Origin of the sequence: Klebsiella sp. RHBSTW-00484, assembly GCF_013705725.1 — a bacterium.
Taxonomy (GTDB): Bacteria; Pseudomonadota; Gammaproteobacteria; order Enterobacterales; family Enterobacteriaceae; genus Klebsiella.
The window spans coordinates 248,352-262,877 of sequence record NZ_CP055482.1; the positions used below are offsets into that span (position 1 = coordinate 248,352).

The window sequence follows — 14,526 nt, forward strand, 5'->3', positions numbered from 1 at the left end:
TACACAAGGAGTGTTTATGCCTTACATCCCCGAAACACTGGAAGGAACGTTTTTCCGCAAGACTATTGAAACATCACCGGAAGGTGAAAGCCTGTACTGGTTTCGCCGTGCAGATGGCATAGAATTCGCCGTCATTGAGTCGGCTCGCTACCCAGGCAATGATGCCGTGGTAATTTGCGGGGACGGGCGCCCAACAGGCAACACGATTTCAGAATCGCTTTTTGTCATTACTGATGACATGCGGGCGCTTCCCCGTGGCGTGTATGAACAGGAGGCGCATGATGCCTAACCAGATCCCGAACAACCCTACACTTCCGAAGAATTTCGACATTACGCCTAACGAGAAGCGCAGCAAGGCCCAGCTCGATGCCTGGTGGGATCATCCTTACTGCGTCACCCATAACGAGAAATTTCACGTGTACTGTCTGAACGGCGGGGCGTGGGATAGGCCGACATGGCTGGCTCAGGCTGACACGTATGATGAGGCCTGTGAACTGGCAGAACGGAAACAAGCTGAGTGGGTGGCACGCCGGGAACAGCCTATTTACTATATGACCTTTGAGCCGCCTTTTCAGATGGTGCGACAGCCGCAACGCCCTGATCATGATGCTGTAGTAGTTGTGTCGTTCGAAACGAAGGAAGAACTGGACGCCTGGAGCGCAGCGCAGCAATAAAAAAGCCTCCCGTTTAGGCGCCTCTTAAGGATGGGTTTTCGTGGCTAAAGATGAAAAGCAACACGCTTCCCGGTTAGGAGAGTTGCCCAAATCCACTATGCCGGGTGAATGATGTGTTGATCCATGCTGACGGGTAGGTGTATGGGCAGATCCGCAGAGAGCGGCAGGCCAGTTTCATTTGCGGTTTTAGTGATGGGACATCAGGTTATCCACAAAAACGGTGCATAAACCTGTGACCGGAATCTGGATAAGATGGGATAATCATCATCGCGGTGCCATTACCTTGAAAGGGTGACCCGGTACCGGGTCACCCTGCCTCGCTTTTACTTCAGTTCCTCGATATTCAGCATAAATTCTGACGTTCCGCTGACGCCGGAAATCGATGGGAAAATCGGGAAGCTGCGGCTGTCACCCAGACCCAGATCCAGCTGAACGTTTTTGCTCTCCCCTGGTGCTGCGGAAACCCCATTCACCGTAACGCCGAAGGCCGCATCCTTACGTACCGTCAGTATCGCGTCCTGTTTCCCTGTTGCGATAGAACCGTCCTTCTTGCGCAGCTGGCTGGCATACAGTACAGCCAGCGGCGTGTTGTCGGACGTTTTCAGGGCGGTACTGACGGAGATGGTCTTAAGGTTCTCCAGACGTACCAGGTTGTTCGGCAGGTAGTTAAATTCGACGGCGCTTTCTTTAACGTTGTTCATCTCGTCTTTGGCATACACGGTCAACGTGTAGGTTTCACCGTCATTAAGTGACGGGAAGATCTTCGGGTAATTCGGTGTATAGAGATCATTTCCGAGATTTACCCAGGACAACTCAACAGCATCAGATACCGGTCCACCTCGAAGCGTCATGCGAGTTAACGAGGGTTTGGTCAGAGTATCTGCGAGCTGAATTCGGACGTTTTCCAAGCCGAACACTGTCACGTTGCTGGTGATAGGTTTGTTTTCGTAGTTGATACTGATGGACGGCGGCGAGTTATCGACCGTCACGGTTTTGTAGGCTAAGCTTCCCGTGTTGCTGAAAGAATCCTGGGCGTTGAGCTGCACGTTATAGCTGCCCTCCGGGATCTGTTTCAGGTTGAAGTCGTAAGTATAATTCCCGGTTGCTGTGTTACGCCCCGTTTGTTTTCCTGTCACGTTGATATCCGCGTTATTGCGGGATTTGTCAGACAACCACACCCGGCTCAGTTTAACGGCATCGAAATACCATCCGTCTCCTGGCTCGTTGACGAATACCTGAAGAATGTTGGTCGCATCATTGTAGTTGTAGCCAGTAACTGTGGGCCCCTTTGTATGCCAGGCGATGTTTTCCCAGAGCGGCATGAAGAAGGTGGACTCGGTTGTCGAACGCACTTCATAGGCAGTATGTATATAGCCGGTGGTACCGTTTGTAATCGCCTGTGTCAGGTCGACAGTACACGACGTTGACCCGGCAGGGATCTTGCAGGTGGCACTGCCGGTAATTGCTTGTTCGTAGGGGCGTGCTTGCACAGTGAAACGGATCTTGGTTAGGTTCACCGGCATATCTGAAGCCAGAAAATTTTTCCAGTCGACGCTATTGAACCAAGTGCCGTCAGACTTCTGTCGCTCAATCGCAGGACTCCCCCACGCAGGACTTTTTACCGCCGCCGGGTCCCAGTTCAGCCAGGAGGCGTACTGAGTCAGACCGCCACCGGCCCATTGGTACCTGTTCACAGGGCGATAGTAGTTTCCATCCAGAGTACCCTGTGGGAGCTTCACTTCTACGTACACATAGGTCGTGTCTTCTGAAATAACCTTAGAGCCGCCATAATTGTTAAGAATGGTGATGCCGCCGTTACGGTATGGCTGCCAGTTAGTTCGGGGAATACGAATGACCATCCGGTACGGGTTTTCGAGTACAGAGAGCCCCCGCACAAACGGTACGTACCCTGAAGAGATCCCTGGAACCACACTCGTACTGACTCGTGAGTCATGGACCGCAAAGGGCGTATATTCACCTATCTGGTCATCAAATAAAAAGCGCTGCGGAGGAATATTCAGCGTGTTTCCGGCCTTATCAGTGATGATAAAATTGAAGGTGAATTCTTCATTGAGATCGCTGGTGGGCATGCCAGGTTGAGTGACCGCTTCCTTTATCCAGGGGTAAAAGGCACGTTTTGCCGCCGTGTCGTAGCTGAGTGTATTATCGGAAACGACTGTTCCATTGCTGCGCTTGATGACCAACCGGATCTTGTCTATGCCATACGCATCATCAACGCCGTCAGCAAAGATGGAAAACTGGCCAGAACCTCCGCGACCGAGCTCCCAAAGTGGTCCACTCAGGACCATGTCATAGCCTGCGTTCTGGCTTGGGTATATGCTGGTGTACTTCGGCGCTGTAGTATCGATGGTGAAACGATACGTTGTGGAACTTACGACGGCTTGCTGGAGATCTAGCGTGTCATTGATTACCGTGAAAGACCCTTCACCAAGTGCAGGTAACCCCATGTCCTTTCCGTAATACTCTGTGCCGTCGGCAGCAACAATGCGGTCTGCAACACTTATCTTGGCCGTTAGTCCCGAATACATAACCTTTTTATCACTGTCCCTGGTTACAGTCACACGTTCGTACCGGTCTAGACCGGAAATTAAGTTTAGGGTCAGGGCGCCAGCCGGATTGAGATAGCTCTGCGTTGCAGGCTTAAGCGTCATTGCCAGCTGATTGGTGTCGGTATAGGAATAACTGAAAATCTGAGCCGCCGCCGGATAAGTTGAAGAGATGGCCGTGGCAATGATACAGCCTGTCAGTATTTTACGCATGTGATGCTCCCGGGATGTATTTGTCCCTATTTTACAAAATCATTTCTTCTGACCTTGCTGGTTATCAGAGGTATTTCATAGCTTTAAACTTTTGAAAATGTCCGTTATAACAACTTTGGCGAGGTAAAAATTGGCAACGGATTGACTATTGAGATGGATCTTCACCAGGACGAGAAAAAGTGACTTTTCGTACACGAACAAGTAAGCAAGAATTCATGTTTTGATGTAAATGCCACAGTGCGGGAACTGAAAGATATGGGTGGAGGTTTGGCTATATTTCAGCAAGGTGCCGACTTAACGACACCCCAAAATTATTCAGAACTGCGGGAATTCCACGGCAAACTCAGATGTACCAGAAACGCCACTCTTTCCTGGTGTGACAGAATAAATACGTTCTTCACCCTGCCCCATATCAAAAATGATTGCCTTTGTCTCTCCTGGCGCAACGGTTACGCCAGCTACACTTACCGGGAAGTCAGCATCTTTCCGCACGGACAGCGTACCGTTTAACTGCCCAGTAATGACAGAACCATCCTTTCGGCGAAGTACGCTTGTCCGGATAAAAGCCAGTGGCTGGTTATCCGTGGTCTTTAGTGCAGCCGCAGTAGCAAGGGTACGTAGCCTGTCCAGAGTGATCATGTTTGCTGGTTGATAGAGGAAATTGAGCTTTTTCGAGGACCGGTTTCCAGAGGCATCGACTGCGTGAGCTTCAATTGTATAAATGCCATCCTCTTTTGCTATTACGGGAAAGATACGCGGGTACTCTGGCGTATAAACTCCTGAGCCCTGACTGGAATAAGCTAATGTCACCTGTTCACTGTTTGGTCCACCGCTCAACACCAGTGATTCAAGCGAGGCGTCACCTGAAGGGTCAGCTACACTAATTCTGAGGTTTTCTAGTCCCTTAACCAGTTTGCCTTCAGGATCATCATTCAGATACCGGTAGGAAATTAGAGGGGCAGTGGAGTCAATGGTAAGCAAATCATTTATCACGTAGTTTGCCGTGTTGCCCACAAGATCTCTTGCATAGGCGGACAGAACGGTATATTTGCCGTCCGGCAGATCAGCATAGGAAATGACCGCGTTTTTTGTTTTAAAATCACTCTCTGTCCATGTCCTGGCGGGTAGGTCAATCACATTCCCCGTTTCGGTTTTAAGCACCACGCCAAATTCTCGGGTATCCCATGCTCCTATTTGCCATCCATTTATCCGGTCATCATCAGTAACCGTCATGGTTACATTTTTATCCATACGGTTAATTTTTACGGCGTTAATAACCGGTGGGTTGTTATCCCAAATCACTACGAATGCCCCAGCCAGATTATCATAAATAGCAGTACCGTCTTTACCTGAGACCAGATGGATGTATTGCATCCCCTTATCGGAAGTAAAGGTATAATCCACGTTCATGGTACAACCAGTGCTTCCTACCGGGATAAGGCAGTACCAGTTACGGTTCGAATTAGCTGCAACCCGTTGTACATAGTTACGAGGTTCGGTAGTCACGCGTATTTGGGTAAATTTGGCAGTTCTTACATTCCCAGTAGCACTGCTCCATTTACCGGTATCACTACGAAAAATTTCTTTGCTTGTGACCTTTGGTGCAAGTTCCATGGTTGGGGAAGGAGTGAAAGATAACTCAGAGTGATGGTACCGACGAACGCCTCCCGCAAGTGTCTGGAATTCGTGATAAATATCACCGGTACTGGGGAAAACAAAATTGAACGAATAAATATTATATGTGCTGTCAGAACTTTGATAATTGGCATCTGCCCACCCAAAGCTTGTTTTATTAGCAGCAGTAAAGTTACTTTTATTCCTGAGTACCCGCAATGATATTGGATTACTGTAAACAGTTATCCCAGCTGAGTAGTTTTCCCAGGTATTTGTCCTGGTATTAAGCACCTGTAGAACAGAAGGAGGGTTGACCCGATCAATCACACTTTGTCTGCTTACTGATGCTTTATTTCCTGCCTTGTCATAAACATAAAGGCCCATACGGTATTCAGACTGAGAAGCTGGCGCCAGGGCTGGATCGCTCGCAGTAGTATTTTGGACGGTTACTGAATTATCGACCAGGTTAATTACAGCCCCTCTCTTTCGTTCAACGCCGTTCGAATCGACAAGAAAGTACTCAGCCCGGTCGAGACCAGAGCGACTGTCTGAAAGGCCTGAAAAGACGAGAGCCTGAACAGAGGCATACTGCATACCTGAAGGAACGCTGGTAAAGATGGCTTCGCTACCATATTGCCATCCATTTCGCGTATATCCAATTGTGCTAGTTTTAGGGGGAGTGCGGTCGATAGATATAACGTAGTCCCGGCGAGAAATTTCATTATTTTGGAGATCTGTGATCACTTCCCTCAGGGTGTAATTATCTTCACCAAACGCAGGGACACTTAACCTTTTTCCATAATAGTCATACCCGCTACTGGAGGTCATACGGTCATCAACCGTAACTTTGCTACTTTTCGTGCTCCACAAGCTTGCACCGTTGACATTAAGTAACGACAACTGGACGTACCGGTCTAAGCCGGAGATTACATCAGCCTCGAATGAGGTTGCTGGATTAATCCACTGCACAGATGGAACAACAATCTTTGGTTGATTCTGAGTGTCATTGAATCTTAACTCTGCAATCTCAGCTTGTGCCGTAAACGAAAAAGCTATGAGTGGTGCTAAAAGTATCGCCCTGCATTTCATGATTATCCTCCCCCAGTCAGGTATCAATAATACCAAGTGAGCAAGGCTAACTTTTCTGGGAAGGGGATATAAAAAACAAGAAAAAAAGAGTGAAATGTTCGCCAATAAAAGCAGGAATGCGAAGTGCTTAACATGCACTATTAATCACAGTTTATCTCATCCTGAGTAATAACCACTGCTCGGGCTCCCCGCTATCTTGTAGGGAGCCCATAAAGGGAGCAATCTGTACCAACTCCTTTAACAGGTTAGTTTTCAAACCAGGGCGAATCGGCAGCGTTGGCGGAGTCTTCACTTTGCGGTGACTCTCCCAGAAATTGCACTTCATGTACCGGTTTACTTTTCCCCAGGCTCTGCTGGAAATCATCCATCATAAATTCAACATCATTTTGGTCCTCTGGCAGGCCAGGTGAGATTTCAGACATGGTCTTTCCTTCAGTTAAAGGCATTCTACATACAGAACACGGACGGAGACGGCAGTGTTGTCAAACTCGTTATCGAAGGTGTCCATCCATTCAGCACGGTATCCCTCGCCCAGCAGGTTATCGATCCCCTGAAGGGATAGCGGCAGGACGGCCGCTAAACGCCCGCCGGAAACGAGATGAGACGCAGCGGCCAGTAGATGGAGTTTAGCCCGGTTGTCAGCAAAAGGTGGGTTCATCACCACGCAGTCGAATTTCTGATTTGGGTTCGCTGCTGACCATGCCAGAAAATCGGCCTCCGTTGTATCGTAACCTTTAGCTCGGGAGACCAGACAATTTAGTGTATCCAGTTCGATGCCGGTAACGTTGACGCTCTTAGGAAAACATTGCAGCAAATCCCCGTGCCCGATGCTTGGCTCTAGCAGTCGCTCCCCCTCCCCGGTCGCAATAATGGATGCGACGTATTCACTGAGTCGCAGCGATGAAGGGTAAAACTGGTGGGATACAATATCGGGCATGGCACCCATATGACCGATGAAGCGCATCACTTCGGTCGGGTCATAATCAAATGTCACATGGTAGCTAGTAATCCGGGCACCGAGGAACCGCAGAACCTCCGCGTTCACCTGCCGCGTTTTATCAGCGAACTCACCGGCATAACCGAGCGATGTCCAGCTGGACCATTCCTTTTCATTCCGAGTGAATTCCAGCTCTGCGAGCTGCATCCGTGAATGAAAATCGATGCAGCGTTTCAGTGCCGGGAACTCCTGCAACGTGGCTTTGTAATGGGCTAAGCGTTCAGTAGGCAGCGCCAGAGGGACAATGGCAGCAAGAATGTTGTTAAGCCGTTCTGCAATATCAGGATGTACATCAATGTGCATCGAACCATTCTTGTAAACCCGAAAACGAATACTGTTGCCATCCAGGCTGATCCAATTTCTGAACCCAGCATGACCAACCATATTCTCAACCATTTTTTTCGTGTCATAGACCGGTTTAACTGTTTCTCCCCGGAAATAAGAACAGATCACCCGCAGTTCCGACAGTGGCATGAGTCCTGATTCTTTGAATTCAACTTTAAGTTTTACCCACTTGTCTTTCACCCCTTCACAGACACCGACGGTGATCATGCGGGTTGAGAAACCAAAAGCTTTATTGGTTTTGTGGTGACGGCTTAATGATTGAAAAACGGCATAGACGCGCTCTTTAATGAACTGATGCCGGTCATTGAGCAATGTGACAACCGTGGCAACTACTGCGTCGAGTGTAAACTCAGGGATCTCTTGCGGAGGCCGGTGATACCGGTCAGCAGTAAATTGCTTGTCCCATTCGTTCTTTTTTTCGTCAGACATCACGGACAGCACATCGGTAAGGGCCATTACCCGCTTCCAGTACTCAGAACGAAGTGCATTTTCTGCGTACAGGGCATCTGTTTCTGAAATGAGATGGTTATAGCCCGAGAGGTAGGAATAGAGCTTCTGATTTCCGTATTTCATAAACTGAGTGGACATGGACCTCAGTAAACTAAGCTCTTCGTTATAGGATTCGACCTGGCTGGCAATGATGCCAAGCTCTTCCCGCATTTCGGGCAGAAAGTTATCCTCGTTAACACTGAGGCCAGTTAGGGGCATACAAGCGACCAGAGAGTTCCCTGGGGCGCCAATTTGGGGGAAATTAGATTCAACAGCAGACATAGTATCAGTCCTTTATGTAGGAATTATCTATTACCAGGATATCAACCTCGTTCAAAAAGCTAATAGGTTGGGCGACATAAAAATCTCGAAAGTTGCGCTGCGGGAGGTAGGACAGACAGATGTCGTTTTAATGAAGAGAAAGCGTGCCGGAGACAGGACAAAAAAAAGCCCCTACTTAGTAGGGGCAATGGGCGAGAGCCTGGGTGGCTCGTTCTTGAATATCGTACTTCTAATTATGTGCTACTCATAAGTTGAAATGCTTAATTCAAGCCTGTGCTGGTGGTGCTTCAGATTGTGGTTCTCCGCCAGTATTTGTGTTTTTCGCGGATTTGTAAGTCACTTTCTCCCCTTTCAATCGAGCTTGCCGATTTTCGACCCGGCGAAGCTGCTTGTTTTCTGCTTCAGTGATCTCACTTTGCAGGTTCTTGAGCATCTCCAGCATGCTTCGGTTCAACGTAAAGGAAATTTCTTCATCTTCGCTGGAGTCGGTCACTTCGGGAAGTTGGATATCACCGAGTTTCTGCAACAAACTCGTAGTGATGAGTTTGACCCCTTCTACGGCTTTTGTGGCGAGAACAGGTGGAACACGTGCCGGTTTAAAATCGGAAGGGACAACACGAATACTGCCACGTGGCGTCTTCTTAATCTTGATACCGCTTGAATCAGCTTTCTCAAGCTCGGCGATCATTTTTTCGATACGAGAGATGGCTTCCGTTTCACCGAACTCATCAATAAGGGATAGGACTGCAACATAGGAAATAGCATCGGCATGGATTAATTTTTTGATGTAGACAGAGCATCCGGTCAGACGAATGAGAGCAGCAATGGTTGTACTACTCTTGCCCTCACGTTCGGCAATACGATCAAGCGACCATCCGCCCAGCGCCTGAAGACGTCTGTAGGATTCACCCAGTGCCACTGGAGAAAGAGCCAGACCACGGTTCCCGTCAATTGTCGTCAGTTCGCAGCTGATCTCATCGGCTTTCATCTCGATGCAAAGAATGGTGAGGTCAGTATGTCCTTCTGCCTGAGCCATTAAAGCCGCTTTTAAACGGCAATGGCCCTGGCAAACGTACGGAATACCGTCTTTGATCAGAACGCGTATAGGGTCAACGTAATCACCCCGGATGAATGCACACTTGATGTTATTGAGATGATCTACGACTTCCGGCAGCTGGTAATATGCCTCCCCCATCCCCATCTCACGGGAGTTGAAGCCTGGCGAGATTTGAACCACTGAAGGGTTGATAGCCCAAGCTTTTTGTTCAGTGACTTCATTACAAAGGTCAGGGTTCGCGTCGCGGAACTGCTTCATGCCACTGACGAATCGGCCGGAACCTGTCACTGTTGAAAATGACACGAGGGGTGATTTAAAGACCCGTGAGTTAGTTTGCTGGGAATCAGTCATCAGATCACTCATAGATACTCCGTTGTATTCTTTTTTGCCATACCTTTCATCTGTGCGTGAATACTACCGGAAAAAAAAATCTCACTTTTTCGTTAAAAAGGTACTTTTGGGGTTTATTCCGAATTTCGCGAAGCAAAACGTTCTGATGCTCAGACCTAAAAGATTAAATAAACAATTAAAAACAAATGTTTATGCGAGCTAAGAAGGTAGTTAACTTTTTTGCCAAAAAGTGAAAAAAAATAAAAAAATGTGTCGGAATGAAAATTTCTTTCACAACACCCGCGATTTTCCCTGCTTAAACCTTGTTGGTTGTAATCCGGCTTTCGGTACCATAAGGGTGACATACCGATAATGCTTAAAGGAGAATACGCGTTGCGAAAACATACACCAATCATCAAATGGGCGGGGGGTAAAACCAAACTGATGCCATTCATCAGTCAGCATTTCCCACATGATCAGAGCCGTCGGTGGGTCGAACCATTTATCGGCGGGGGCGCTGTGTTCCTTAACATGTTTGCCACCGATGCACTCTTGGCAGACAGTAATCCGGATCTAATCAATCTGTACCGCAACATCCAGCGGAATAAATCGGCATTCATCAGAGAAGTGAATCTTCTGGCGGAAAGGGAATTTGATAAAGAGGATTACTTAAAGCTGAGGAACACGTTTAACAGCACCAGTTTGGATGATGCCCCGCTGCAACGAGCAGTCCTTTTCTACGCAATGAACCGACTCGGATATAACGGCCTGTGTCGTTACAATCTGAAACGTAAGTACTCAGTTCCGTGGGGGAATCGATCCAAGTTAACTCTGGACCCCCAGAAAGTCGATTATCTCTCATTCAGACTTTCTGGCGTTGAGCTGACAACCGCAGATTTTGGTCTGACGTTGGAGAGTGCTGGTGGTTGTGACCAAATTTATTGCGATCCGCCTTATGATAAAATCAGCAAAACCAGCTTTGTCAGTTATGACGGCATACCGTTCAATAAGAGCGCACATGTTAAACTGGCGGATATGCTGGTGGCAGCTCATCGTAAAGGGGCTTCAGTGGCCATATCCAACAGCTTGACTCCCTTTACGCTGGAGCTCTATGAAGAACGCGGTTTTGAAATTCATACTCTCAATGCTTACCGTTCTGTCGGCAGTCAATCAAAATCGCGAAAAAAGGAAAAAGAGATCCTGGCTGTCCTTCGTTAAGTGACAGTCAGTGGTTAGTCGATCGGGCTTATCCATTCCTCAAAGCTCAAAACTTCGGAATGGTCCCGACTGGCATAAGGAATAAACTGAAGCTCTTCGATGGACCGCTCCCCTCTCTTACCTTCACAAATAAACGATATAAGCCCCAGATCTGCAAGTTGGGTAAGAACATGCATGATTCGTACGTTCACCGTCTGCAACTGAAGAGCGTTAGCAATATCGGTAATTTTATGGGAATGGCGCCGAGACTTTCGCAAATATTCAAAAATGACAAGTTGGGTATTACGTCTCTTCAATAACTTCTCGGTCATAAATTCCTGAATTAACCCCCCAAGTAACACCAAGATCGGCCGCAGCACACCAGGGAACATCAAAGTATAAGACTGTGATGTTTTGATCAGTGTAAAGGACGTCAGAAAGCTAAAGTTCAGGCGCTTCTTTGAATACGGGATATATACGGCCAATGTAGTCGACAAGTGAGTAAGTAATTCTTCCAGATGATCCAATGTGATCATTGCTGTTTTATCGGTATTACGCAGACCGTGATAATCAATAAATGCCACTCTGGCACGACTCAGCCATTCATGTATGTTAATGGATACAGTGAACGGAGCATTTTCATCGACAACGTTGGCGGCATGATCAGCGAGCTGGTTGTGGATTAGCATAGACAGCTGGTAAAACGGAAACCGGCAGGATGGATGACACTGTAGTCCCGTTAGGGTAAGTTTTGTAGTACTCGAGCCATTTAGCGGAAAAGTAACTTTCCGGGATATAATTTTTGCTGACGCTCTTGCTGACTTGCAGATGAACCCAAGTCCAAGATCATTTTGCATACATCACTCCGTTTTAACAAAATCGCCTTAACCTGAATGTTAAGGAGAATAAAATTAAATATATAATTAATAAGATTATCATTTTTAATTTAAAAGATTAGTTAATAACGGGTGTTGAATTTAAAGAAATAGGCATATTTTTCGGAGTTTAAAACCGGGTAAAAACCCGATGCGTGAGCAACAAATTTGACGTGAGTGAGTCGGCACGACAGTGCAGAAAGCCTGTGGCTAATGAATAAACACCCTGTATTTGGGAGTTCTGTTCACTACGCACTAGGCTTTGTGGTTAATTTAAACACCGTCAGTAATGCGTAGGGCACAGAGTCAAAATAGTGGATCTTTCTCACCCTTCCGGAAAGATGATAGCTATGCCCCAATAAAACATGATCCTGCACATTACCTGTTAATGCGAATCCATCATTCTGCTTTTTGCCTGTAAAAGTAAAAAAGTAGCTGTGGGAGCCTTTTGAAAAAGCAGCTCGCACTTCTGTAAAAATGATATCAATACTCACTACATCACCAATGCTGAAAGAATGCTCAACAGGTACATCAGCGTTTTCTGGCAAATCTTTAGAAACGGGTTGGTAAGTTGAGTAGAAAGATTCTAACTGACGAACTGTTAAAAAGAGATTGTTGTTTAACTGCTGTGAAATGCTTACTGCAAACTTAGAATTATCGGCTTGTAACAATGCCAGGTGCCCGCTGTGCCTACGTTTCCAAGCGTCTAGATCGGGATTGCAGCGAAATTCCGGGATAGTTTCAAGAAATTCGATGCCCTCTTTCAGTACCAGTTTTTCCTCTGTGGCCGGTGACGTTTTGCTTCCATTACATGTCACGCAGACGGCGTTTGCGATTTCTCCTGTCCCTCCGCAGGCAAAGCATTCACGTGTGATCATGGCATAATAGTGCCCATCGTTACCGTGGAAAGGCTTTACGACCGCTGGCAATAAATAACCATCGTGAGTAAAAAAAATTGAATGTTTCATTTTTTAAGGTTCTCCAGACGTCCCTCCACGATAAGTAAAGCGTCAGTCACTTTCTGTACATACTGATCATGTCCTTCTTCAAAATGATCAAAGCGCTTACCAGCGTTGATCTCAACAATGTTACGGTCGAGCGAGGCTTTCGCAATAAGTAAATCGTTAAAAGTATTAATGACGGTAAAATGTACAATCTTGTCCATAAATTATCCTCAGCTATCTACTCATTTGTCAAAAGGTCACGAATTTCGTTCAGTTCTGTAACCTTAGATTTTGGAATGATGATTGCAGTATTTTCATCATTTAGAAGACTTAATACAAGTTGAAGTTTTGCTTCATCTAAAGTGATCTTTACACTTTCATTTGTTTTTGTGATTAAAGTGTTACTGACGTTCATAAATAAATTAGAATGCTGTCCGTCTAAAATTAATTCTGTCAGTTTATTATTGTCTGACATTGTTGACCCTACATTATCAATCAAACCAATAAATTCATTTTTTAACCGTTCAGTTTTTTTATGTGAAAGACGTTTAATACCTAACGAACTGCGAGTGATAGACTTTGTTTTAATGTCTTTAGGGTTAATATGTACAGGAGGTTTTTCCTGTTCTTCGAGTGGCTCACTGTTTGTTGCTGTTTCAACGGTTGTTGGTTTCGATAAATCAAGTACGCCAGAAGATGGCACTAAAAAAGAACAGGACTCCAAGTGTGCAAGGACTTTTGCATGATCATTGGAATACTTCAACATGATTTCAATCGCGAGTGTTTTTTTAATAAGGTTTAGGCTGATTAAACGTTGCAGTTCTAAAGGCATATCAAGGATTTTAAGCTGATTGCGAATCGCTGTGCCAGACCGCTGATAGCGCATAGCAAGGGATTCAACGGTAGAGCCAAGCTTCAGGGTCTCTGCGAGTGCGTAAGCTAGTGCAACGGGATTGAGACTGTTATTCCTGTTCCCATCAAGGTTCTCTAGGTATTCTTCGATTTTATCCTTGTAGTGCATAAGTACGACTGAAAAGAGCTGGATGTCAGCTCCTTCCGCGAGAGCAAGCAATAATGCTCTGTAACGACAATGCCCTTGCCGGACAACGTACTTGGAGTCCTTCTTTACTACCTTAATTAAATCAACACGTCGCCCCTCTTTATAGGCTTGCTTGAGAGAAATAATTGCCGATTTTACTGGCTCCTGTTCGTAACAAAGATCACCGATTACCGCTTCCCGTGGATTAAATCCAGGCTCGATAATAAGATCTTTTGGGCTGATTTCAATAATCTGATAGTCGCAATGATTCATATAAGCACCTTTTTTTATTACATGATACATTAATGCTCTCAGATTCAAACAACTCTGAAGGCATAAAAAACAAAATTTCTTTTAGTGGTTAGGTATCTTACTAATTCAAAAATAGGCTGTTTTAAAAATTAAATTAAAAAGAAAATCTGAATAGTTTGAATTTATCTTTCTTAATAACTTCATGCTAACTGATATTTTTCCCGGCTGCATTCTATACAGGGTTTGTATCCAATCCTAAATTTGTAGGGCCAGAGCTCTTTCTCAGAGGGAATTTATCCCCGTTTTCCACAAGATAGATCAATTCTTTAGATCAATAGAGATCAATAGAGAATAATAAAGATCACGACCATTGTAACGTGATGATTTTTAAAAGAAATAGCAATGATCCGGCATTCAGGTGCATGCGAAAAGCATTTGATCGAATAAGAAAAGCATTTACTTGAATTGAAAAGGCATTTAGTTTAATGCGTGAAAAGCATTTGGACGAATAATCTATTCACAGCTAAATGTAGAAAGGGAAAAACATGGTGGGTAAGTTTAA

At 45.9% G+C, this 14,526-nt stretch carries 12 protein-coding genes; 3 read left to right on the plus strand and 9 right to left on the minus strand.

The genetic code is table 11. The annotated features are described in order from the left end of the window. The first annotated feature begins 16 nt into the window (after window positions 1-16). Complete coding sequence (locus HV213_RS31150; RefSeq protein WP_022652138.1) at window positions 17-289, plus strand: hypothetical protein; 273 nt, start codon at window positions 17-19, stop codon at window positions 287-289. Beyond that, complete coding sequence (locus HV213_RS31155) at window positions 279-674, plus strand: DNA-binding protein (protein WP_223203170.1); 396 nt, start codon at window positions 279-281, stop codon at window positions 672-674. The genes HV213_RS31150 and HV213_RS31155 overlap by 11 nt, the downstream gene beginning before the upstream one ends. A gap of 323 nt (window positions 675-997) precedes the next feature. On the opposite strand, the gene HV213_RS31160 is transcribed toward HV213_RS31155, so the two are convergent. The 5 genes from HV213_RS31160 to HV213_RS31180 all read right to left on the minus strand — a co-directional run bounded on the left by HV213_RS31160 (window position 998) and on the right by HV213_RS31180 (window position 9,690). Beyond that, window positions 998-3,454: an Ig-like domain-containing protein gene (locus HV213_RS31160; protein ID WP_022652143.1), complete on the minus strand. Its 2,457-nt coding sequence runs from the start codon at window positions 3,452-3,454 to the stop codon at window positions 998-1,000. Between the two features lie 315 nt (window positions 3,455-3,769). Beyond that, on the minus strand, window positions 3,770-6,157 hold the full coding sequence (locus HV213_RS31165) for an Ig-like domain-containing protein (RefSeq protein WP_022652144.1): 2,388 nt from the start codon (window positions 6,155-6,157) through the stop codon (window positions 3,770-3,772). Window positions 6,158-6,402: 245 nt separating this feature from the next. After that, complete coding sequence (locus HV213_RS31170; RefSeq protein WP_022652145.1) at window positions 6,403-6,579, minus strand: hypothetical protein; 177 nt, start codon at window positions 6,577-6,579, stop codon at window positions 6,403-6,405. A gap of 14 nt (window positions 6,580-6,593) precedes the next feature. Further along, window positions 6,594-8,270, minus strand: coding sequence for a DUF4942 domain-containing protein (locus HV213_RS31175; protein WP_015063091.1), 1,677 nt, complete (start codon window positions 8,268-8,270; stop codon window positions 6,594-6,596). Between the two features lie 265 nt (window positions 8,271-8,535). Further along, a complete protein-coding gene (locus tag HV213_RS31180) occupies window positions 8,536-9,690 on the minus strand; it encodes a ParB/RepB/Spo0J family partition protein (RefSeq protein WP_022652146.1) in 1,155 nt (384 codons plus the stop codon). Between the two features lie 339 nt (window positions 9,691-10,029). On the opposite strand from HV213_RS31180, the gene HV213_RS31185 reads away from it, so the two are divergent. After that, the gene (locus HV213_RS31185) at window positions 10,030-10,875 is read left to right on the plus strand and encodes a DNA adenine methylase (RefSeq protein ID WP_015063093.1); all 846 of its coding nucleotides are present in this window, start codon (window positions 10,030-10,032) and stop codon (window positions 10,873-10,875) included. Window positions 10,876-10,889: 14 nt separating this feature from the next. Here HV213_RS31185 and HV213_RS31190 read toward each other — a convergent pair whose 3' ends face one another. The 4 genes from HV213_RS31190 to HV213_RS31205 all read right to left on the minus strand — a co-directional run bounded on the left by HV213_RS31190 (window position 10,890) and on the right by HV213_RS31205 (window position 13,985). Next, a complete protein-coding gene (locus HV213_RS31190; protein ID WP_015063094.1) occupies window positions 10,890-11,711 on the minus strand; it encodes a hypothetical protein in 822 nt (273 codons plus the stop codon). Window positions 11,712-11,977: 266 nt separating this feature from the next. Beyond that, window positions 11,978-12,697, minus strand: coding sequence for a DnaJ-like cysteine-rich domain-containing protein (locus tag HV213_RS31195; protein ID WP_015063095.1), 720 nt, complete (start codon window positions 12,695-12,697; stop codon window positions 11,978-11,980). Continuing rightward, on the minus strand, window positions 12,694-12,894 hold the full coding sequence (locus HV213_RS31200) for a hypothetical protein (RefSeq protein WP_022652148.1): 201 nt from the start codon (window positions 12,892-12,894) through the stop codon (window positions 12,694-12,696). The genes HV213_RS31195 and HV213_RS31200 overlap by 4 nt, the downstream gene beginning before the upstream one ends. A 17-nt stretch (window positions 12,895-12,911) precedes the next feature. Next, on the minus strand, window positions 12,912-13,985 hold the full coding sequence (locus HV213_RS31205; RefSeq protein ID WP_022652149.1) for a hypothetical protein: 1,074 nt from the start codon (window positions 13,983-13,985) through the stop codon (window positions 12,912-12,914). Window positions 13,986-14,526: the final 541 nt, after the last annotated feature.